Annotated in this window: 18 protein-coding genes and 1 riboswitch; of the genes, 3 read left to right on the top strand and 15 right to left on the bottom strand. The window is 71.0% G+C overall.

All coding sequences use genetic code 11. From position 1 onward, the window contains the following. Nucleotides 1-15: 15 nt before the first annotated feature. Nucleotides 16-2,532, top strand: a complete 2,517-nt coding sequence (locus ACV530_RS15180; RefSeq protein ID WP_494332962.1) for an ABC transporter permease — start codon at nt 16-18, stop codon at nt 2,530-2,532. Nucleotides 2,533-2,596: 64 nt separating this feature from the next. On the opposite strand, the gene ACV530_RS15175 is transcribed toward ACV530_RS15180, so the two are convergent. The 10 genes from ACV530_RS15175 to ACV530_RS15130 form a co-directional block, all read right to left on the bottom strand. Then, nucleotides 2,597-3,901, bottom strand: coding sequence for a class I SAM-dependent methyltransferase (locus ACV530_RS15175; protein ID WP_494332961.1), 1,305 nt, complete (start codon nt 3,899-3,901; stop codon nt 2,597-2,599). Between the two features lie 174 nt (nt 3,902-4,075). After that, a complete protein-coding gene (locus ACV530_RS15170; RefSeq protein WP_494332960.1) occupies nt 4,076-5,458 on the bottom strand; it encodes an NAD(P)/FAD-dependent oxidoreductase in 1,383 nt (460 codons plus the stop codon). A gap of 378 nt (nt 5,459-5,836) precedes the next feature. Then, nucleotides 5,837-6,778, bottom strand: coding sequence for a Ppx/GppA phosphatase family protein (locus ACV530_RS15165; RefSeq protein WP_494332959.1), 942 nt, complete (start codon nt 6,776-6,778; stop codon nt 5,837-5,839). Then, nucleotides 6,775-7,332, bottom strand: a complete 558-nt coding sequence (locus tag ACV530_RS15160) for a DUF501 domain-containing protein (RefSeq protein WP_494332958.1) — start codon at nt 7,330-7,332, stop codon at nt 6,775-6,777. The genes ACV530_RS15165 and ACV530_RS15160 overlap by 4 nt, the downstream gene beginning before the upstream one ends. A gap of 59 nt (nt 7,333-7,391) precedes the next feature. After that, nucleotides 7,392-7,850 carry an FtsB family cell division protein gene (locus ACV530_RS15155; RefSeq protein WP_494332957.1) on the bottom strand — a complete coding sequence of 153 codons (459 nt, stop codon included), beginning with the start codon at nt 7,848-7,850 and terminating at the stop codon, nt 7,392-7,394. A gap of 149 nt (nt 7,851-7,999) precedes the next feature. Further along, a complete protein-coding gene (gene eno, locus ACV530_RS15150) occupies nt 8,000-9,286 on the bottom strand; it encodes a phosphopyruvate hydratase (RefSeq protein WP_494332956.1) in 1,287 nt (428 codons plus the stop codon). A 289-nt stretch (nt 9,287-9,575) separates the two neighbouring features. Then, nucleotides 9,576-10,298, bottom strand: coding sequence for a transglycosylase family protein (locus tag ACV530_RS15145; protein WP_494332955.1), 723 nt, complete (start codon nt 10,296-10,298; stop codon nt 9,576-9,578). Between the two features lie 4 nt (nt 10,299-10,302). Beyond that, nucleotides 10,303-10,483: riboswitch (cyclic di-AMP (ydaO/yuaA leader) on the bottom strand. 256 nt (nt 10,484-10,739) lie between these two features. Continuing rightward, on the bottom strand, nt 10,740-11,780 hold the full coding sequence (locus tag ACV530_RS15140; protein ID WP_494332954.1) for a transglycosylase family protein: 1,041 nt from the start codon (nt 11,778-11,780) through the stop codon (nt 10,740-10,742). Nucleotides 11,781-11,946: 166 nt separating this feature from the next. Then, nucleotides 11,947-13,173 (bottom strand): cytochrome P450 family protein, encoded by a 1,227-nt coding sequence (locus ACV530_RS15135; RefSeq protein ID WP_494333046.1) that lies wholly within the window; start codon nt 13,171-13,173, stop codon nt 11,947-11,949. Between the two features lie 125 nt (nt 13,174-13,298). After that, nucleotides 13,299-13,727 (bottom strand): DUF6479 family protein, encoded by a 429-nt coding sequence (locus ACV530_RS15130; protein WP_494332953.1) that lies wholly within the window; start codon nt 13,725-13,727, stop codon nt 13,299-13,301. A gap of 87 nt (nt 13,728-13,814) precedes the next feature. Here ACV530_RS15130 and ACV530_RS15125 point away from each other — a divergent pair, with 87 nt between their 5' ends. After that, nucleotides 13,815-14,558 carry a hypothetical protein gene (locus ACV530_RS15125; protein WP_494332952.1) on the top strand — a complete coding sequence of 248 codons (744 nt, stop codon included), beginning with the start codon at nt 13,815-13,817 and terminating at the stop codon, nt 14,556-14,558. 15 nt (nt 14,559-14,573) lie between these two features. On the opposite strand, the gene ACV530_RS15120 is transcribed toward ACV530_RS15125, so the two are convergent. From ACV530_RS15120 to ACV530_RS15100, 5 genes are all read right to left on the bottom strand, one after another. Further along, on the bottom strand, nt 14,574-15,551 hold the full coding sequence (locus tag ACV530_RS15120; protein WP_494332951.1) for a nucleoside triphosphate pyrophosphohydrolase: 978 nt from the start codon (nt 15,549-15,551) through the stop codon (nt 14,574-14,576). A 32-nt stretch (nt 15,552-15,583) separates the two neighbouring features. Beyond that, on the bottom strand, nt 15,584-16,213 hold the full coding sequence (locus ACV530_RS15115) for a SurA N-terminal domain-containing protein (protein ID WP_494332950.1): 630 nt from the start codon (nt 16,211-16,213) through the stop codon (nt 15,584-15,586). Between the two features lie 151 nt (nt 16,214-16,364). Next, nucleotides 16,365-17,966 (bottom strand): protein kinase domain-containing protein, encoded by a 1,602-nt coding sequence (locus ACV530_RS15110; RefSeq protein WP_494332949.1) that lies wholly within the window; start codon nt 17,964-17,966, stop codon nt 16,365-16,367. Continuing rightward, nucleotides 17,963-18,640 carry a hypothetical protein gene (locus ACV530_RS15105; protein WP_494332948.1) on the bottom strand — a complete coding sequence of 226 codons (678 nt, stop codon included), beginning with the start codon at nt 18,638-18,640 and terminating at the stop codon, nt 17,963-17,965. The genes ACV530_RS15110 and ACV530_RS15105 overlap by 4 nt, the downstream gene beginning before the upstream one ends. Nucleotides 18,641-18,792: 152 nt before the next feature. Further along, the gene (locus ACV530_RS15100) at nt 18,793-20,862 is read right to left on the bottom strand and encodes an N-6 DNA methylase (RefSeq protein WP_494332947.1); all 2,070 of its coding nucleotides are present in this window, start codon (nt 20,860-20,862) and stop codon (nt 18,793-18,795) included. A gap of 203 nt (nt 20,863-21,065) precedes the next feature. Here ACV530_RS15100 and ACV530_RS15095 point away from each other — a divergent pair, with 203 nt between their 5' ends. Next, nucleotides 21,066-21,758: an Rv1352/Rv1906c domain-containing protein gene (locus ACV530_RS15095; RefSeq protein ID WP_494332946.1), complete on the top strand. Its 693-nt coding sequence runs from the start codon at nt 21,066-21,068 to the stop codon at nt 21,756-21,758. The last annotated feature ends 100 nt before the right edge of the window (nt 21,759-21,858 follow it).

Here is a 21,858-nt window from a genome sequence, read left to right as displayed (position 1 = left end):
AGGACTGACCTCCCGATGTTCCGTACCGCACTGCGCAACGTGCTCGCGCACAAAGCCCGGTTGCTGATGACCGTCCTCGCCGTCATGCTCGGCGTGGCCTTCGTCTCCGGCACCCTGGTCTTCACCTCGACCATCTCCGACGCCTACCAGAAGAGCTCCCAGAAGGGCTTCGACGACGTCGACGTCGCCGTCCAGCCGCACAAGGAGGACAGCGGCAAGGGCAGGCCCGGCGAGGCCCCCAAGCTCACCCAGCAGCTCCTCGACAAGATCGCCACCGTGCCCGGGGCCGCCTCCGCGACCGGCACCGTCGGCGGCTTCGCCGCCATCCCCGACAAGAACGGCGACCTCCCCAAGTTCCCGTCGGCCGGCGCGAACTACTTCCCGGGCACGGACGGCAAGGACGCCCGCTACCCGATCAAGGACGGCCGCGCCCCGCAGCGCGCCGGTGAGATCGCGCTCGACGCCAAGACCGCCTCCCGCGACGGCTACAAGGTCGGCGACACCCTGCGCACCTCCGTCAGGGGCCCCGTCCTCACCGAGAAGATCACCGGCATCTTCACCACCGACGACGGCAACGTCTCCGCCGGCGGCAGCCTCGCGCTCTTCGACACCCGCACCGCGCAGAAGCTCTGGGCCAAGCCCGGCCAGTTCAACGAGATCGAGGTCAAGGCCAAGCCCGGCACCTCGCAGGACGCGCTCAAGGCCGGGATCGAGAAGGTCCTCCCGCGCGACACCGAGGCCACCACCGGCAAGCAGCTCGCCGACGACCAGGCCAGGTTCATCTCGCAGTCGATGGACGGCATGCGGACCGGGCTGCTGATCTTCGCGGGCATCTCCCTCTTCGTCGGCATCTTCATCATCGCCAACACCTTCACCATGCTGGTCGCCCAGCGCACCAAGGAACTCGCCCTGCTGCGCGCCGTCGGCGCGAGCCGCCGCCAGGTGACCCGCTCGGTGCTCATCGAGGCGTTCATCGTCGGCACCGTCGCCGGTGTCGCGGGCCTGCTCGCCGGCATCGGCATCGGCGCCGGGCTGCGTGCGCTGATCAGCAGCACCGGTGGGCACATGCCCGACGGGCCGCTCGTCATCTCCCCGTCCACCGTGGCCGTTTCGATGGTCGTCGGCATCGTCGTGACCATGCTCGCCGCCTGGCTGCCCGGCCGCCGCGCGGCGAAGATCCCGCCGGTCGCCGCGATGAACAGCGTCCACGCCCAGGCCAGCACCCGCTCCCTGGTCGTCCGCAACACCATCGGCGGCATCGTGACCGCCACCGGTGCCGCCCTGGTCGTCGGCGGCAGCGGCGACAAGGCCGTCCTGAGCCTGGGCGCGGGCATCATGCTCATCGGCGTCTTCGTCCTGACCCCGCTGCTGTCCCGGCCCGTGATCGCCGCCGCGGCACCGGTGCTGCGCCTGTTCGGCATCTCCGGCAAGCTCGCCCGGCAGAACGCCGTCCGCAACCCGCGCCGCACCGCCGCCACCGCGTCCGCGCTGATGATCGGGCTCACCCTGATCACCGGCCTGACCGTCATCGCCGGCAGCATGCAGAACGCCGTCGACAAGATGGCCACGGCCGCCATCAAGGCCGACTACGTGGTCTCCATGGCGAGCGGCACCGACCTCTCCCCCGACATCGCCAAGAAGATCGCCGCACAGCCCGGGGTCACCGCCAGCAGCGCGATGCGCCAGTCCCCGGCCCGCGTCGGCAACGACAACCAGTTCCTGGTCGGCGTCGACCCGAAGACCATCGGCGAGCTCACCAAGCTCGACTTCACGGCCGGTTCGTTCGACGGGCTCTCCGGCGCCCACGCGGTCGTCGACGACACCACCGCCAAGAACCAGGGCTGGAAGCTCGGTTCGTCCTTCACCGCCACCTTCGAGGACGGCAAGCAGGGCAAGCTCACCGTCTCGGGCATCTACAAGGGCAACATGATGCTCCACGGCATCATGGTCGACACCGCGGTCGTCACCCCGCACATGACCCAGGTCCACGACAACCAGGTGATGCTCAAGACCAAGGACGGCGCGACCGGTTCGGCGAAGGACTCGATCCGCAAGGCCCTCGGTGACAACCCGGCCATCCAGATCGAGAGCAAGGACGACATCCGCAGCGGCTTCGCCAAGATGATCGACCTGATGCTGAACATGCTCTACGGGCTGCTCGCCATGGCGGTGATCGTCGCGGTCCTCGGCGTCATCAACACCCTGGCGATGTCGGTCTTCGAGCGCCAGCAGGAGATCGGCATGCTGCGGGCCATCGGCCTCGACCGCAAGGGCATCAAGCGGATGGTCCGCCTCGAGTCGCTGACCATCTCGCTGTTCGGCGGTGTGCTCGGCGTCGGCCTCGGCGTCTTCTTCGGCTGGGCGGCAGGCCAGCTGATCAAGAAGAGCGTGTCCACCTACGAACTGGTGCTTCCCTGGGGCAGCATGGCCGTCTTCCTGCTCCTGGCCGCCGTCGTCGGCGTCCTCGCGGCCCTGTGGCCCGCGCGCCGGGCGGCCAGGATGAACATGCTGAACGCCATCAAGGCCGACTGACGGCCGTACGACAGACACACGAGGGTCCGTCCCCGCACTCGCGGGGACGGACCCTCGTCCCGTTTCAGCCCCGCCACTCCCGCGTGCGCAACGGCAGCCCCGGATCGCCGGATTCGGGCGTACGGACCGCCAGCACCTGGTTGACCCCGATGCGGTTGTGCTCGAAGGACAGGGCGGACGCGGCCATGTACAGCCGCCACACCCGCGCCCGGCCCGGCGAGGTCAGCCGCGCGGCCTCGTCCCAGTGCGCCTCCAGGTTGGCCACCCACTGCCGCAGGGTCAGCGCGTAGTGCTCGCGCAGCGCCTCCACGTCGCGAACCTCGAACCCGGCCTCCTCGAGCTGCGCCACGGTCCGGCCGACGGGCGCCAACTCGCCGTCGGGGAAGACGTAACGGTCGATGAACTCGTCGACCACGTACGCCTCTTCGCGCTCCAGCGGGCGCCGGGCGATCTGGTGGTTGAGCAGCCGGCCCCCGGGGCGGAGGAGCGCGTGCAGGTCCGCCGCGTACTCCGCGTACCGTGCCGCGCCCACGTGCTCGGCCATGCCGATGGAGGAGATGGCGTCGAAGGGGCCGTCGTCGACGTCGCGGTAGTCCTGGACCCGGATCTCGATCCGGTCCGCCAGCCCCGCCTCCGCGATGCGCTTGCGGGCGTACGCGGCCTGCTCCTCGGAGAGCGTGACGCCGACCGCGCTCACCCCGTACTCACGGGCCGCGTGCAGCACCATCGAGCCCCAGCCGCAGCCGACGTCGAGCAGCCGCATTCCCGGCTGGAGGCCCAGCTTGCGGCAGACGAGATCGAGCTTGGCGCGCTGCGCGTCCTCGAGCGTGCCGCCGGGCTCCCAGTAGGCGCAGGAGTAGACCATCGAGGGGCCGAGCACGCGCTCGTAGAAGGCGTTGCCCACGTCGTAGTGGTGGCTGATGGCCTGCTTGTCGCGGCGCAGCGTGTGCAGCCGGCCGTTGCGCCTGACGGCCTCCTCGCGGGGCGGCGCGGGCGGCACCCAGGGCCCGGCGAGCCGGAGCAGTTCCCGCCCGGCGGCGCGCATCCGGGGATCGCGCAGGGCGTCCAGCGCGGCCGCGAGGCCGGTGCGGCGGGATCCTTCGGCGCGCTCCCAGAGGAAGCCGGCCAGCAGGTCGAGGGCCTCGTAGAGGTCGCCCTCGACATCGATGTCCCCGGCGACCCAGGCCCGGGCCAGGCCGAGCTCGCCCGGCTTCCACAGCAGGCGGCGCAGGGCGCGGCGGCGGACGACGAAGACGGGCGCACCCGGCGGGCCGGACTCACTGTGGTCCCAGGCGCGGAGACGGACCGGAAGCGGAGCCCCCAGTACCTGTTCCATGAGCGCGGAGAGCCGTCGGGCGGCCTGGGCCATGTCGCACACCTCCATGATGAAGTGTCAGCACTTCGAATAAAGCTGTACCTGACACCTAAACACCGGTGGGCCGTGCAGTAGTCCTTCCCGCTGAGAGTAGGTCACCTCACGCCGAAGGGCGCCCACCCCACGGATTGGTGGACGCCCTTCGGGTCGCTTGAGACCTCTTGAGGCCTAGGAGGCCTTGGCCTTGGGAGCCGCGTCGGCCGGAGCCTTCTGCGGGGCCGGCTTGGCGGCCTCGTAGAACTCCTCGCGGGGGTTCTCCATGGCGCCGAGCGAGACGACCTCGCGCTTGAGGAACATGCCCAGGGTCCAGTCCGCGAAGATGCGGATCTTGCGGTTCCAGGTCGGCATGGCCAGACCGTGGTAGCCACGGTGCATGTACCAGGCGAGACGGCCCTTGAGCTTGATCTTCATCTTGCCCATGACGATCATCGCCACGCCCTTGTGCAGGCCGAGACCCGCCACCGCGCCCTTGTTGGCGTGGCTGTACTCCTTCTGCGGGAAGCCCCGCATGCCGGAGACCACGTTGTCGCCGAGGACCTTGGCCTGGCGCAGCGCGTGCTGGGCGTTCGGCGGGCACCAGGCGTTCTCGTTGCCCGCCCGGCGGCCGACCATGTCCGGGACCTGGGCGTTGTCGCCCGCGGCCCAGATGTAGTCGGTGCCCTGGACCTGGAGGGTCGCCTGGGTGTCGACGTGACCGCGCGGGCCGAGCGGCAGGCCGAAGCGGGCCAGCACCGGGTTGGGCTTGACGCCCGCGGTCCACACGATGGTGTTGGTGTCGACCTCGAGGCCGTTCTTCAGCACGACGTGGCCGTCGACGCAGGAGTCCATCGACGTCTCGAGGTGGATCTCGATGCCGCGGCTCGCGAGGTGCTCCCGGCCGTACTGGCCGAGCTTGTCGCCGACCTCGGGCAGGATGCGCGGGGCGGCGTCGACGAGGACGAAGCGCATGTCCTCGCGCTTCACGTTGCGGTAGTGCTTGGCGGCGTCGCGGGCCATGTCCTCGACCTCGCCGATGGTCTCCGCGCCCGCGAAGCCACCGCCGATGAAGACGAAGGTCAGCGCCTTGCGGCGGAGCTCCTCGTCGGTCGTCGAGTCAGCCTTGTCGAGCTGCTCGATGACGTGGTTGCGCAGGCCGATGGCCTCCTCGATGCCCTTCATACCGATGCCCTGTTCGGCCAGGCCGGGGATCGGGAAGGTGCGCGAGACGGCGCCCATCGCTATGACCAGGTAGTCGAACGGCAGCTCGTACGCCTCGCCGACGAGCGGCGCGATCGTAGCGACCTTGCGGTCCTGGTCGATGGTGGTGACGCGGCCGGTGAGGACCTCCGCCTTGGGGAGCACACGTCGCAGCGGCACCACGACGTGACGCGGCGAGATGCTGCCGGCAGCCGCTTCGGGGAGGAAGGGCTGGTACGTCATGTACGAGCGGGGATCGACGACCGTGACGGTCGCCTCTCCGTACCGCATCTTCTTCAGGATGCGCCGCGCCGCATACAGGCCGACGTATCCACCGCCTACTACGAGGATCCGTGGACGCTCCGTGGTGCTCATGTTTCGAGTATCCAGCACTACCCGTTCGGGTGCTCGTGCGCCCCTTCACAAGGAGCACAGGGGGGTCTGCTACACTGCGCGGCTCACGTGACCGACGCCATACCCCCGAGAGGGAACCACGGGGCCCTCGATCGCGTTGACCACCCCCGCTGAACTGGCCTTGCGGGTCGGAGCGCGACTGGACCACCGTCCCGCCGCGACCGGTGAACACCCTTCCCCGACCCGCCCCGAACCAGGCGGAGCGCGCCCCTCCGAGCCCGATTCCGCCCGGATGGGCGGACCGGGGCCCACTTCGCGGACCCCGGGGCCACTTTTTCATGTGAAGGATTTCACGAACTTTTCCCGCGCACGTTTTCCGCGCCCGTTGTAAAGAACCCGTCAGGCGATGCTCCAGGCGATCCCGTCCAGGATGTCGTGCTCGCTCACGACGACTTCGCGGGCCCCGGTCCGCTCCATGACGCAGCGCAGGACGAGCGCCCCGGCGGTGATCACGTCGACCCGCCCGGGGTGGATGACGGGGATCGCCGCACGCTGCTCGTGCGTGGAGGTCAGCAGCCGGTCCGTGATCTCCCGGACCTGCTCGAGGGGGATCCGCGCGTGATGGATCTTCTCCCAGTCGTAGGCGGTGAGGCCGAGCGCGATCGCCGCGACCGTCGTCACCGACCCCGCGAGCCCCACGAGCGTACGGGCCTCACGCAGCGGAACCGTACGCTCCGCCTCGTCCAGCGCCGCCCGCACATCGGCCTCTATCGCGGCGATCTGATCCGCCGTCGGCGGATCGGTCACCCGGCCGTCCCGCACGAGGTGACGTTCCGTCATCCGCACGCAGCCCACGTCCACGCTGCGTGCCGCCCGCACCCGGTCGTCGCCGACGACGAACTCCGTGGAACCGCCGCCGATGTCCACGACGAGGTACGGCTTGGCGAGGTCGTCGCGGCCGGTGAGCTCCTTGGTCGCGCCGGTGAAGGAGAACTCCGCCTCCTCGTCGCCGGTGATGACCTCGGGCTCCACGCCCAGGATGTCCACGACGCCGCGCACGAAGTCCTCGCGGTTGCGGGCGTCACGGGACGCGGAGGTCGCGACGAACCGGGTGCGCTCGGCCTTGAGTTCACGGATCACGTCCGCGTACTCCCGGCACGCGGCGAACGTCCGCTCCAGCGCCTCCGGCGCGAGGCGCCCGGTGCGGTCCACGCCCTGGCCGAGGCGGACGATCGTCATCCGCCGGTCCAGCTCGGTGAGTTCACCGGTGACGGGGTCGGCGTCCGCCACGAGCAGGCGGATCGAGTTGGTGCCGCAGTCGACGGCCGCGACGCGGGTCATTCGCCCTCCCCGGCGGATCCGGCGCACTCGGCGGCCTCGCCGCACGACGTGACGCAGGGGCCCTTGCGCCACCACTCCGGCAGCATCGCGATGGCCTCGTCGCCCAGCGGGTTCACGCCCGGCCCGGCGGCCAGCGAGTGACCGACCAGCACATGCAGGCACTTGACCCGGTCCGGCATCCCGCCGGCGCTCGGGAAGCCCTCGAGGACCTCGATCGCGTCACGCCGCCGGATGTAGTCCTCGTGCGCCGCGCGGTAGGCGGCGGCGAGCTCCGGGTCGGTCTGCAGCCGGGCGGTCATGTCCTTCATGACGCCCTCCGCCTCCAGCGTCCCGATCGCGGAGGACGCACGCGGGCACGTCAGGTAGTACAGCGTCGGGAACGGCGTGCCGTCCTCCAGCCGCGGCGCGGTCTCGACGACGTCGGGGTTGCCGCAGGGGCAGCGGTGGGCGATCGCCCGCAGCCCGCGCGGCGGACGGCCGAGCTGCTGCTTGAACGCCTCGATGTCCGCGGCGGTCGGCTCGGTGGGCTCGGTCTGGGGAGGAGGGGTGTCCATGTGCTCGCTCGTGCTCGGTTTTCTCGGGCTTCGGATGGGCGGGTCGGTGGGAGACCGGGTCAGCGGCGGCCGTCCGCCGAGTCCACACCGTCCCAGAGGTTGCTGTACCAGGGACGGTCGGCGGCACCCTGGTCCTTCGGCCGCCGGGCGGCACCGCTGCCGTCCACGACGGTGTAACCGGTCTCGCCGGGACGTACGTAGTGCAGGTGCTCCCGCGCCTGCTGCTCGATGTACGCCGGGTCCTGCAGCCGGGCCTTCTCCTCGGTCAGCAGCTTGACCTGCTCGCGGGCGTGCTCCGTCTGCTGTCGCTGGTCGTCGATGTCCGACCGCTGGGTGACCCACTGGCGCATGGGATAGGCGAGGGCGACGACCAGCGAGCAGACGACGAGCGCGAGGAGCGCCGCACGACCGGTGAGCCGGTTGCGGCGGGGCCGCGTCCTGCGGGGCCGCGGCCCCTGCACGAGCGCGGTGCCGAGCGCTTTGAGCCTGGTCGCGGTGGAAAACCGATCCGCCGCCACATCGCCTCCCCTTTTCCGGGGTTGAGGTCCGGATTGCAGACGCGCAAAGGCGTCCTCGGCCACGGTACGGGACCGTGGCCGAGGACGTGGTGAAGCTGAGGCGTTGTCAGCCCTTGCCGCGCTGATCAGTTCGCAGAGCGCTGCGCTGATCAGTTCGCAGAGCGAAACCGGGGGAAGGCGGAGCGGCCCGCGTACACCGCGGCGTCGTCGAGAATCTCCTCGATGCGCAGCAGCTGGTTGTACTTGGCCACGCGCTCGGAGCGGGCCGGCGCACCGGTCTTGATCTGGCCGCAGTTGGTGGCGACGGCCAGGTCGGCGATGGTGACGTCCTCGGTCTCGCCGGAGCGGTGGGACATCATGCACTTGAAGCCGTTGCGCTGGGCCATCTCGACCGCGTCGAGGGTCTCGGTCAGCGAACCGATCTGGTTGACCTTGACCAGCAGGGCGTTGGCGCTGCCCTCCTCGATGCCGCGGGCGAGGCGCTCGGGGTTGGTGACGAACAGGTCGTCGCCGACGAGCTGGACCTTGGTGCCGAGCTTGTCGGTGATGGTCTTCCAGCCGGCCCAGTCGTCCTCGAACAGCGGGTCCTCGATGGAGACGAGCGGGTACGCCTCGACGAGCTCGCCGTAGTACTCGGTCATCTCGGCCGCGGTGCGGTCCTTGCCCTCGAACTTGTAGACGCCGTCCTTGTAGAACTCGGAGGCGGCGACGTCGAGCGCCAGCGCGATGTCCTGGCCGGGGGTGTAGCCGGCCTCCTTGATGGCCTCGAGGATGAGGTCGAGGGCCTCGCGGTTGGAGCCCAGGTTCGGGGCGAAGCCGCCCTCGTCGCCGAGGCCGGTGGACAGGCCGCGGCCCTTCAGCACCTTCTTGAGGGTGTGGTAGACCTCGGTGCCCCAGCGCAGGGCCTCGGAGAAGGACTCCGCGCCGATCGGCGCGATCATGAACTCCTGGATGTCCACGTTGGAGTCGGCGTGCGAGCCGCCGTTGAGGATGTTCATCATCGGAACGGGCAGCAGGTGCGCGTTCGGGCCGCCGAGGTAGCGGAAGAGCGGCAGGTCGGACGCCTCGGAGGCGGCGTGCGCGACGGCCAGGGAGACGCCCAGGATGGCGTTGGCGCCGAGCGAGCCCTTGTTGTCGGTGGCGTCCAGGTCGAACATCGCCTGGTCGATCAGGCGCTGCTCGGTGGCGTCGTAGCCGACCAGCTCCGGGCCGATCTGCTCGATGACGGCCAGCACGGCCTTCTCCACGCCCTTGCCCAGGTAGCGGTTCGGGTCACCGTCACGGAGCTCGATGGCCTCGAAGGCACCGGTCGAGGCACCGGACGGCACGGCGGCACGGCCGGTGGAGCCGTCGTCGAGGCCGACCTCGACCTCGACCGTGGGGTTGCCTCGCGAGTCGAGGATCTCGCGAGCTACGACGACGTCGATGGACGGCACGAGGGTCTCCTTCTGTGGGTCTGGAGTTCTGCAGCACGAGCCTAACGGGCCCCGGAGGTTCCGCCCGCCGCCGGACCGTCGCCCTCACCGAAAAATGGCACAAACGCCGAGATCACGGGAGGAATGGGCGCACGGAGTGTTCGCTGAGCGGTGAAGCGGGCATGCGGCGGGAACGACGGAGCCCCGCTCAGATGCGGCTCGGGGTGGTCGCATCTGAGCGGGGCGGATCCTGCTCAGGTGAGGGGGCAGGACCTCTTCCGGGTCACCGGGTCATCACCGGGTCACTGGGTCAGCTGAGGTGCAGCTTCTGGCCCGGGAAGATGAGGTTGGCGTCCTCGACGATGTCCTTGTTGCGGTCGGCGAGCTTCTGCCAGCCGCCCTTGACGTTCTTGGCGTCGGCGATCGAACCGAGGGTGTCGCCCTCCTTGACCTCGTACTCGCCGTCGCCCGTCTTGACGGTCTTCGGGGCGGCGTGCTTCGGCGCCGCCTGGCGCGGAGCCGGGGTCTCGTCGTCGCTGTCGTCCGACTTCGGCGCGGCGTGCTTCGGCGCCGACTGGCGCTCGCTGCGGTCGGCGTGGGCGGAGGTGCTGCGCTCGGAGGTGCCCGAGGACTTCGAACCGGAGGTGTCGACGTCGGCGGAGGGACCACCGCGGGACAGGCCGCCCTCACCGGCGCAGCCCCAGGCACCGGGACCCTGCGCGGCGAGGAGCTTCTCGGCGACGGCGATCTGCTGGGACTTGGTGGCCTGGTCGGCGCGCGGCGCGTACTGCGTACCGCCCATGGCCTGCCAGGAGGACTGCGAGAACTGCAGGCCGCCGTAGTAGCCGTTGCCGGTGTTGATGGACCAGTTGCCGCCGGACTCGCACTGGGCGACCTTGTCCCAGGTGTTCACGGAAGCGGCGTGGGCAGACGTGGCGACCATCAGCGGAGCCGCGACGGCGGCACCGGTGACTCCGGCCAGGGTGACGATGCGGACGGCCTTGCTCGGACGACGATGCTTGCCCTTGGACATAAGTCGGTTTCCTCACCGGCGCCTACGAGGTGAGCTGTCGGGTTCGGACGTGAGTTGCCCGGCCGGGCGGCTTGCGCGTGCCCGGCTTCACCCCTAGCCGCTCCGGTGCGTCCGGCCTGTGACCGGCGTCCCGTTGCGGCGACTTACCTTGGTTCCCCCGCTCCTGCCTACGGCGCTTGCGCGACGATTCCGCGGCCGCCGGCAGGATTCGGCGTGACGACCGTGGTGCTCGCGGTGGCGAGCGGTGATGACGGTAAGCACAGGCGGCCGACGGGATCAAACCCTCCTTTTCGGCCACCTCTCGATTCCACACCTTGTCAGATAAGGCCGTTTCCGCAGGTGGGAGACGGTTCGTGGCATTCCGGTCGAGACTGCCCTGGCCAATGTCAACGAGACCCTTGTCTCACTTTCCCCCTGAACGGACATTCGACCCGAACTGCCCTACTGCTTCTTCAGTTCGAGCTGTTGACCAGGCTGGATGAGGTCCGGATCGGATCCGACGACCTTTTGGTTGTCGTGGTAGAGCCCATGCCAGCCGCCCGCTACCGAGTGCTCCTGTGCGATGGCTGACAGGTTGTCACCAGGGCGCACGGTGTAGTCGCCGGTCTGCGGTGCGCCCGTACGCGCCTCCTCGCCGCCGCGCGAGGCGCGCTCCGCGTCCGAACGCGGCGTCTGGGCGCGGTGCTTGCCCGTCCCCGCGCCCGCGTCCGCCCCGGTGTCCGCTCCGGTGTCCGCTCCGGCGTCCGGGGTCGTGGGGGTGCTGCTGCCGTTGTCCGTACGGTCGTTCGCGCCGCTGTCGCCGGGCGTGTGCGCCGGAGACCGGTCCGCCGAGGAGCTGCTGGAGGGCGACGGAGTCGCCGGATCGTCCGTCGGAGGCTTGCGGTGCTTGCCGGTGGATTCGGCACTCTCCTGGGCGGAGGGCGCGGAGGGCTTCGACGAGGGCGTGCCGTCCTGCTTGCCGCGCGCGTCCCGCGCGTCCTGCGCGTCCTGCTTGCCTTGCTCGCCCTGCTTGTCCTGCTCGCCCCGCTTGTCGTGTGCCGGCTTGCCGGGCTTCGATGCGTCGGAGTGCGAGTCGTCCGAGGACCGGGAGTCGTGACCCTGGTCCTGTTCCTGCGCGGGGGCCTGGACGGTGCCCGGGTCCACCTCGGGCTCCGGGCCCTTCAGGTCCAGGCCCGCGCCGGGTGCGCAGCCCGACCACGTGCCCGGGCCCTGGGTGTCCAGGATCCGCTGGGCGATGGCGATCTGCTGGGCGCGGCTGGCCTGGTCGGGGCGCGGCGCATAGTCCGTACCGCCGTTGGCCTCCCACATCTCGCGGGTCATCTGCAGGCCGCCGTAGTGCCCGTTGCCGTTGTCGGCGCTCCACAGGCCGCCGCTCTCGCACTGCGCGACGCGGTCCCACGTCGGGGCGTCGGCGGCGTTGGCGCCGGTGGCGGCGAGCAGCGGCATGGCAATGCCCGCGCCCGTCACTCCCGCGGCGACCACGGCCGCGGGTATCTGGCGGGGACGGCGATGTCGACCATTACCGGAGAGCATGCGATGACCTCTCGTGTGACGGCTGATGTTGACCGCCGAACATAGCGACGCCCTCCGGGAGTCACAAGGCGATGTCACGGCGGCCGTATGACAGTCAAGCGGACTTGACGTACAGTCATGCATTTTCCGGGGTGAACTCCACCGGCAGCGTGCGCAGTCCCCGCATGATGAGCCCGCCACGCCAGCGAAGGTCGTCCGGTTCGGCACCAAGCCGCAGGTCAGGGAGGCGGCGCAGCAGCGTCGCGAGCGCGGCCTTGCCCTCGAGCCGGGCGAGGGGCGCACCGAGGCAGTAGTGGATGCCGTGCCCGTATCCGAGGTGCTGATTGTCACGTCGGGCGAGGTCGAGCGTGTCGGGGTCGGCGAACCGTGCCGGGTCGCGGTCGGCGGCGGCGAGGACGACGAGCACGGGGTCGCCCTCGGCGATGCGTTGGCCCCCGATCGTCAGGTCCTGGGTCGCGAACCGCCACGTCGCCAGCTCCACCGGACCGTCGTAGCGCAGCAGTTCCTCCACGCCGGTGTCGAGCAGGCTCTCGTCGCCCTCGGCGAGGGCGCGTTGCAGGCGCTCTCGCTGCCCGGGGTTGCGCAGCAGGGCGTACGTGCCGTTGCCGATGAGGTTCACGGTCGTCTCGAAGCCGGCGAACAGCAGGATGAAGGCCATCGCCGCGGCCTCGTTCTCGGTGAGGTGCTCACCGTGGTCGCCGGCGCGGATGAGGCCGGAGATCAGGTCGTCCCCGAGATCCTCGCGCTTGCGGTGGATGAGATCCGCGAGATAGGTGCGCATCTTCTTCACCGAGCGGGCGACTCCGCCGCGCGGGCCGCCACCGTGGCGGATCATCATGCCCGCCCAGTCGCGGAAGTCGTCCTGGTCCTCGCGCGGCACGCCGAGCAGGTCGCAGATCGCGTAGATGGGCAGCGGGAAGGCGAACTCGTGGATGAGGTCCGCCTCTCCCCTGCCGGCGAACGCGTCGATGAGCTCGTCGGTCAGCTCCTGCACGCGCGGCGCGAACTCCGCGACCCGGCGGGGAGTGAAGGCCTTCGAGACCAGACGGCGCAGCCGGGTGTGGTCCGGCGGGTCGATGTTGAGCAGGTGGGTCATCAGGTTCGCGCTGCGCTCGCCGGGGATGCCGACCTTGCCCTTGCCGTGGGCGGTCTCGGAGTGGTGTACCGGGTTCTTCGACAACCGCTGGTCGGCGAGCGCCTGGCGGGCGTCGGCGTAGCGCGTGACCAGCCACGCCTCGACGCCGCTGGGCAGCGCGGTGCGGTGGACGGGCGCGTGCTCGCGCAGCCAGGCGTACGCGGGGTAGGGGTCGCTCGCGAATTCCCAGGTGAAGAGCGGCGGCATGGCGCCGGCGCCGTGGTCGGTGTGGTTGTCGTTCTTGTCGTGCACCCCTTGACGCTACTAAGCGGCTGCGCGGGCGGCCTCAGCGATGGCCTTCGGTGACGGCCCCTGGTGAGCCTGGTGAGCCTCTAGTGATGGCCCGCGCCTCCGCTGCCGAAGGAGCCGCTGCTGCCGGGGTTCCACCTCTTGCGCTCCTCCGAGGGCTCCTCGGGATGGCTGCCCGGGTTCTTCATCTCGTGCGGCAGGAGGCGGTCGGCCTGCTTCTCGCGGGGCAATTGGTCTGATTCGCGGTGTTCGGTGACGTAGCCGACGGCGTCCTCGTCGTCGTCGTGGCCGGGGCCGTGGTCGGGAGTGGCCGGGCCCCTTTCCTCTCCCGGCGTCCGCCAGGCGCCCATGCGCCGTTGCGGGGCGGAGGGGGGCGGGGGCTCCTTGTCACGCCACCGGAATCCGAAGACGACGGCGAGGATCAGCAGCGCGCCGACGAAGAGCCCGACGATAAAAGGGGCGATGCCGCCGAGGTAGGCGGGAAGGGCGAGGTCCATGTGTTTCGTGAACATGGCTTCCGGGTACCCATCGGCCGCTCTGTCAAGACCGCAAATGGGCTGAATGGGTACCAAACCGCCACTGCTCGAGGGGACGTCACCGTGCACACTCGCCACGCCCGCCGGACCACGCTCACACTCCTCGCCACCTCCTCGCTCCTGCTGCTCACCGCGTGCGGCGGCACTCCCGCAAAGCCCGCGTCCGACAAGGCCGACAAACCCGCGCTCCCCGACCGCATCACCCGCACCCAGGCGGAGGCGGCCCTCGTCTCGGCGGGCGACCTGCCCTCCGGCTGGAAACTCAGACACAGGACATCGGCCGACGCGAACACCAGGAAACGCGCCAAGGAACACCACGCCCTCACCAAGGTCGAGGCCAAGTGCGCCCCGCTCGCGACCGTCGTCAACTCGGGCCGCCTGGAAGGCGAAGCCGTCACCCACGCCCAGCAGCTGTTCGTGAAGAAAGGCGACGACGACGTGAGCAGCATCGGCCAGGACGTCAGCGGCTATCCGCACGCCGACGCCGAACGGGCCATGGCGCGGCTGCGCACCGCCGTGGAACAGTGCGGCTCCTTCAAGGGCACCCTGGAAGGCCGGCATGCCACCCTGACGGTGAAGAAGTCCGCCGTCCCCTCCTACGGCGACGAGTCACTCGCCTACTCCGTGGCCGTCAAGGTCGACGACGACGAGATGGACTTCGACCTCGCCGCCGTCCGCAGCCACGGCGCGGTCACCTCACTCGTCCACAACTACCCGGCCGGCGGGGACCGCGGCCGGAAGACCTTCGACAAGACGCTGGCCAAGTCGGCGGCCAGGCTGGCGGAGGCCGCCGCGAAGACGGCCTGAGCGCGGACTGCCCGCTCAGCCCTCCTGGCGCCGCTCGCGCTCCGCGGCCCGGACGGCGTCGCGGTAGGTACGGGCCGCGGCGCGCAGGGCCGTCTCCGGCTCGACGCCCTCCGCCTCGGCCCGTACCGCCAGCGCGAGCAGCTCGTACCCCACACCGTCACCGGACGGGAGGGCGATGTCCAGCCCCTCCGTACGGGCACGCGAAGCGAGCTTCGCGACGAGGGCGAGGGCGGGCTGGCCGAGCGGCACACCCTCGGTGACGGACTCGCGGCGCTTCTCCGCCGCCTTGGTCCGCGTCCAGTGCGCCTTGACCTCCTCGGGCGTCTCGGCGGTCGCGTCGCCGAAGACATGGGGGTGGCGGTGGATCAGCTTGTCGACGATGCCCCCGGCGACGTCGTCGACGGAGAACGGCTCGTCCGGGTCGTCCTGGGCGATCCGGGCGTGGAAGACGACCTGGAGCAGCACATCGCCGAGCTCCTCGCGCAGCGCCTCCCGGTCACCCGTCTCGATGGCCTCGACGAGCTCGTACATCTCCTCCAGGCCGTACTTCCCCAGGTCCTCGTGGGTGCGGATGCCGGTCCACGGGCAGGCGACCCGGATGCGGTCCATGACCTGCACCAGATCGAGGAGCCGCGCGCCGGGCAGGTCGTACGAGCCGGGCAGCAGCTCCAGCGCGGGCATCGTCTCGCGGCCGGAGCCGGCGAGACGGGCGAGCCCGTCGGTGAGGGCCGACTCCCCGGCGGCCGAGGTGAGCACGACGGCGGTGCGCCCGGCCACCACGCAGTAGTCGACGAGTTCACGGGCGGTGGCGGCCGTCGCCTCCGCCGCCACCCCCGCCTCCCGCAGATACGGCAGCAACGGATGCCCGGGGTCGGCGCACAGCACACGGTCGGCGGCGTGCAGCGCCTGCCACGCCGGCCAGGACAGCAGTCCGGGGGCGACGCGGTGGCTGGTGGTGAGCAGGACGATACGGCCGGGCGCGGAGTCGTTCACGCTCTCGAGCGTAGGCGACCGCGCGGGGCGGCTCACGCCGGGCGGTCGGGGGCGGCCGCGGCCGGTCGCAGCCAGGGATCCTGCGCGGGACGGGCCGTGCCGCGCTTGGGGTCCCAGGCTCCGTAGCGCGGGTTGATGTCGACGTGCAGGGACTCGGAGGTCCGCATCAGGACCTGGTTGGTGCGGGCCGCGCCGAGCTTCTCGTCGAGCTTGGTGCGCACGAGGTCCATGGCCAGGGCCCGGTTGATCTGGCCGGGCGCGATGCCGAGCGCGAGGAACCGGCCGCGCAGCGCCTCGGCGCCGCCGTTGGCCCGCTCGACCTGGGCGCGTTCCTCCTGGAGTTCCCGGCGGGAGATGTCGACACCGTTCTCGTGCCCGGCCTTCTCCACGATCCGGTACTGGATGAGCCGGATCAGGGTGTCCTGGCTGAGTCTGCCGCTGTTCGCCAGCAGTTGTTCGGCCTGCGGGGAGGACTGCTGTGCGTCCCGCACGTCGTTGACCTGGTGCTGGAGCTGGGCCACGGTGATCCGCTCCTTGCCCACGACGGCCGCTGCCCCCGGGTGCGGGGTGGAGCCGCAGGCGGTGAGGACGGGCATCACGGCCAGCAGTCCGGCGGAGACGGAGAGCGCGGTGGTCCTTCGGCGGTTCCTTCGGCGGATCATGAAGCCTCCCGGCGATGATCGTGCGATGGTACGTCGATCGTCCTGGCGTTGATCGATGGTAGGGAGTCCGGGTGGCCAAGGCCACTGATTCGACCAACGATTCGCCGGGAGCGGGGGTGTGCGCTTGTCCGGCCGATCTCCTGGCGGTGCGTCAGGCGCGGACCTCGCTCAGCCATCTGAGGGTGTGTCGGATCTCGGCGGGCAACGGGTGGTGCGGCCCGTGCAGCCGCTCCGCGTCGAGGAGCAGAGCGACCAATGCGTCGTGAGCACCCTGGCGGTCACCGAGGGACAGCAGCAGATGGCCTATGCGGCGGCGGACTTCGAGCGGGGTGGTGAAGTCTTCCGGATCGCTCTCGAACTGCGGCAGCAGGGCGCGGTATTCGTTGAGCGCGCCGACCGCCTCGCCGAGCTGCTCCAGGCACTGGGCGGCGTCGTACTGGAAGCGCAGCACCTGGCGGGCCGCGTACGGGCCGGACTCGCGGGCGTACTCCTCGGCCAGGCGGCGCAGTTCGGGCAGGGCGCGCCGGTACTGGCCGTCGTCCATAAGCGTGGCGGCGTACTGCTTGCGCAGGGTGCGCACGACCCCGGACCGCTCGCCGTGCTCCTCGGCGGCGGCCGGGAGGATGGCGCCGAGGAGATCCACGGCCTGGGTGATGCCGCCCTGGTCGAGCAGGCGCTTGACCTCCTCCACGGCCTCGGCGACATCGGGACCGCCCGGTGCGACGGGCGCCGGGACGACCGGCCCGGCGTGCCCGACGTGCCCGGCATGTCCAGCGTGCCCGGCGGTGGTCCCGGGCACGTGGGCACCGGCAACGGGCCGGTCGGGCCAGGGGGCGTGGGGCATCAGGAAGGGGCGCGTGGGGTTCATGGGGCCGACCGGTGCACCCGCGTACGGGCCCGTGGCCGCCTGGCCGGGGGCGGGCAGCAGCGGGACGAGGGCCCGGTAGACCTCCTGGGCGTCGGCGGGACGGCCCTGCGGGTCTTTGGCGAGCAGGCGCAGCACCAGCTCCTCGAGCGCCTGCGGGACTTCGGGGCGGACCTGGCGGACCGGTATGGGCGGCTCGTAGAGATGGCGGTGCAGCACGCCGAGCGCGGTCGAACCGGCGAAGGGGACTTCGCCGCTGAGCAGTTCGTGCAGCAGCACCCCGAGGGCGTACAGGTCGGTGTAGGGGCCGACCGCGCCGCCCATGGCCTGCTCCGGGGCCATGTACGCCGGGCTGCCGATGGGCGAACCGGTGCGGGTGAGCCGTGTGGTGTCGCTGTCCAGGACGGAGGCGACGCCGAGATCGAGGACGAGGACGGAGCCGTCCGGACGCACCATCACGTTCCGCGGCTTGAGGTCGCGGTGGACGATCGGCACGGCATGCACGGCGGAGAGCACCGAGCACAGCTGTGCCGCGACCGAGACCGCCCAGGGCCAGGGGTAGGGGTCGTGCTCGGCGAAGTGGTCGGCGAGGTCGGCGCCTTCCACGTACTGCATGACCAGATAGAGGTCGTCGCCGTCACTGCCCGCGTCGTGGACCGTGACGAGGCCGTGGTGGTCGACCTGGGCCGTCACGCGGCACTCGCGGACGAAGCGGCGGCGCAGCTCGTCGGCTCCGTCGTCGGTGGGTGCCATCCGGTCGGGGCGCAGCAGCTTCACCGCGACGCGGCGGTCGAGCCGGCGGTCGTAGCCCGTCCACACCTGGCCCATGCCGCCCTGGCCGATGACCGTGGCCAGTTCGTACCGGCCCGCGATGATGCGCCCGTTCACCAGCCCTGCTCCCTGTGGTCCTTGGACTCCTTTGATTCCCTGGGCTCCTTGCGGAGGAAGTCGCTCAACTCATCCAGCTCCGCTCGCACTTGGTCTATTCGCTGCGGGGGGCGCGGCTGTGCGCGGGGAGGCGGAGGCGTCTGCGGAGACGTCTGCGGGGGCGGCGCCATCGGGGGCCGCGCGTGGCGCGGTTGGTACGGCGCGGGTTGCGGGGACGGGTGGGGAGCTGGATGGAGGGTCGCGTACGGAGCCTGCATGGCGACGGTGGTCTGGCCGTACGGCGGCGGCACCTGGCCATAGGGCGGCGGGTACGCCCCGGCCGCCTGGGGCGGTGCGGGGTATCCGGCGACGGGGGCGGCGACCTGAACGGGGGCAGGGAACTGCCCGGCGCCCAGCGCCTTCTGATGCCGGATATCGCATACGAGATAGTGCGCGATGGTCGCTATGTTCATGCACAGCAGCAAGACAACGGCGGTTTGCTGCACGGCCGGGTGCTTCTGCTGACTGCCGATCAGCACCAAGAACCCGAAGTTCACGACGAGCGCGCCCCAGAACAACGCCCAGTCCTGGGCCCTGCGTCGGACGATGGCGACCCTCAGGGTCGGCACCCAGCACAGGAGGCAGATGGACAGCACGGCGATCGCGATGACGACCACCCGGGTGGCGATCACCATGGGTCTCCCCGGGCGACGGGGCTGCGGCGGCACGTAGCCGGGGCCATTCATTGCTGCTCCTGGTGTACGGGGTGAGTCCGACCCTATCTACCGACAACGGTGGGCTTGCCGAGGTTGTACGGATCAGGCAAGGGGACGGAGACGTTCCGCACTCACTCCGGCCGGACGGTGCCGTCCGTCAGCCCGTCGTACAGCCCCTGTATGAGCTGTTCACCGAGCTTCTCCGCCTCCCGCAGCGCTTCCTCGAAGGCGGCCAGGGCGCGGAACCGGGCGCCGTAGCGGCGCTGTTCGGGCAGGGGCAGCCGGGGCACCTGGAGGCGGCGCACGTCGAGCCGGGTCGCCGTGGAGGCATAGCTGCTGGCCTGGCGCTGGTTGGCGGTGCCGCGCAGGAAGCCGGCGAGGAACCAGGGGTCGAGGGCCGAGGCGTCGGGCCTCAGGAGGAACAGCCCCCGGCCGAGCGCGGCCCCCGCGGTGGCCTCGTCGATGACGCGGGCCACGGTGACATCACCGACGATCGGCACCACGACGTCATCCGCCTGGACGAGCACGGGCTCCTCCTCCGGCCCCTCGGGCAGCGCGCCCGAGGGAGCACTGCCGGCCTTGACGTCGTAGTCGGTGAGGACGGGAGGCGCGTCCGCGCCGGAGCCGGAGCCGGGGCCTCCCGCGCGGAGCACCAGGGCTCCCGCGCGGGCGAGTTCACCGACGGTGGTGGCGGGCCAGCGCGCGGGCTCGGCGGGCTCGGCGGGCGGGAGGGGGGCGAGCTCACCGGTGCGCCCCAGGGCGGCGGCGAGGTCGTCGCGGAGGGCGGCGAGGTCGGCCGCGCCTCCGCCGGAGGCGGGCGGGGGGAGGTGCCGGGCGGGGGCGAGATCCACGTCGTCGTCGAGCAGGTCGATGACGGGCAGGGACCGGCACTGGCCGGGCCTCTCCTCCACCGTGCCGGTGCGGTCGAAGTCCTCCCACGCCTCCAGGACGGCGGTGCGCACGGACTGCCAGGGCAGCTTGTCCCGGCCGGCCGGGGCGAGGTCGGAGGTGTCGACGAGCAACAGCTGCGGGGTGGGCGACGGCTGGGCGCCCGGCCGTCGCAATATCCACAGGTGCAGCGGAATGCCGTACGGGGGCGCGGCACCGGCGGGCAGCGCGACGACGGCCCGCAGTGCGCCGCGGCGCAGCAGGTCGGCCCGGATGCGGCGGCCGGAGCGGCGGGAAGCCGCGGCGGGGGGCATCAGCATGACGGCCGTGCCGCCGTCACGGAGGCGCGCGAGCGCGTGCTGGACCCAGGCCAGCTCGGATTCGGTGCGGGCGGGGAAGCCGTACTCCCACCGCGCATCGTAGGCCAACTCCTCGTGGCCCCAGTTGCGTTCATTGAACGGCGGGTGGCAGAGCACCGTGTCGACGGCGAGGTCGTGGAAGGCGTCGACGCGCAGGCTGTCGCCCGTGCGCACCCGGATCTGGGCATCGGACTGCAGGGCGAGACGCAGGGCGGTCAGCGCGGCGAGATCGGGATCGGCCTCCTGGCCGAACACCGACGGCGCGCCCGCAGGCCCTGAGACCTCGGCCGCGCTCAGCAGGCCGCCGGTGCCGCAGGCCGGGTCGAGGACCGTGCGCGGCCGGTGCCGCTCCGCACCGCCCCGGCCCAGCGCCGCCATCAGCTCGGCCGGGCCCTGCGGAGTGAGCGTGTACTGCCGGGGGTTGGCGTCGAGGTGGCGGCCGAGGAGGAACTCGTAGGCCTGGGCCGCGCCGCGCACGGCGGCGAGCTCGGCGGCACCGCGCACGAGCACGGAGGAGATGGCGAGCTCGGCCGGGCCGGGAACCGTGACGGGGTGCCCCTCGCCGAGCCGGGCGGCGAGCACGGTCTCCAGGAGCGGGGGCAGTTCCTCGGAGAGCCTCAGGTCCGCGAGGGCCGCCAACTCCAGCCAGGTGGTGGGACGGTCGCGCACGAGCAGCAGCACCGACCCGGCATACCGCAGGGCGGTCACGGCGCCCGCGGGATGGCCGACGAGGTGCTGCCAGACCCGCTCGCGCAGGGGGACCTCGGCGAGCTTGCCCTGGTGGCGGAGCCACTGCTCGACGTCTCCGAGGTCGAAGGTCGGGCTGGTCTCCGTGCCGCCGACGGGCTGGGGGAAGTCGACATGGCGCCGACGCCAGTTGCTGACCGCCGCGCGGCCCACCCCGGCGAGCCGGGCGATGCCGGCCGCGGTCACCTCTGCTGCGCTGTCCGCCACCGGACTCCCCTCCCACTCGCCGGGATCGCACGCCGTCTCGAGATCGCACGTGTCGCTGTGGTGCCGAGCATACCCCCGGGACCTCCACCGACCCCTTCACAGCCGTGAACTCACCCAATCTTGTGAACTTGGTTGACTCGGTTCACAGGCTCTGCTGTTATTGACTCGTCGGTTCACAGACCTCACGCCGAAAGGTGTTCTCCATGTATCAGCACGCCCAGCAGAAGCAGCGGAACTGGTTCGCCCGGCACAAGGTCCTCACCGCCGCGGGCGCCCTCGTCGTGGTGATCGGCATCGGCGCCGCCGCAACCGGCGGCAGCGGCGACGGCAAGAGCTCGAGCTCCGCCTCCGGCAAGGGCTCCGGCTCCAACTCCGGCACCGGCACCGGCTCGGGCACCGGCAAGAAGGCCGATATCTCCGGCAACGGCACCTACCAGGTCGGCTCCGACATCAAGCCCGGCACCTATATGTCTCTCGGCAACAAGGAGGGCTGCTACTGGGAGCGCGCCAAGGACTCCAAGGGCGACGTCGACTCGATCACCGCCAACGACAACGTCGTCGGCTCCTCCTACGTGACGATCACCGCGAGCGACAAGGTGTTCAAGACGCAGGGCTGCAAGGGCTGGAGCCTGGCCCCCGCGGCGAAGAGCGGCACCCCGAAGACGGAGGCGCCGGGGAGCGGCATGTACCGCGTCGGTGCGGACATATCCCCCGGCACCTACAAGTCCCAGGGCAACAAGGACGGCTGCTACTGGGAGCGCACCAAGGACGCCCTGCACAGCACGGACTCCATCGCCGCCAATGACAACGTCACGGGCAACGGTCTCGTGACGATCACCTCGGACGACGCCTACTTCAAGACGCAGGGCTGCACCACCTGGAAGAAGGCCGGCTGACCCCGCCTGCGGGGCGCCTTCTCACCTGCGGAATGCCGGGCGGCCGGAGGACACCGCGTATCTTTTCGAGGTCGTCCCACAACCGCAGGAAAGGACCCTT

This window comes from Streptomyces sp. SX-6 (genome assembly GCF_059089585.1).
Note: the sequence above shows the minus strand (reverse complement) of the source record. Positions and strands in the feature narration are given on the sequence as shown.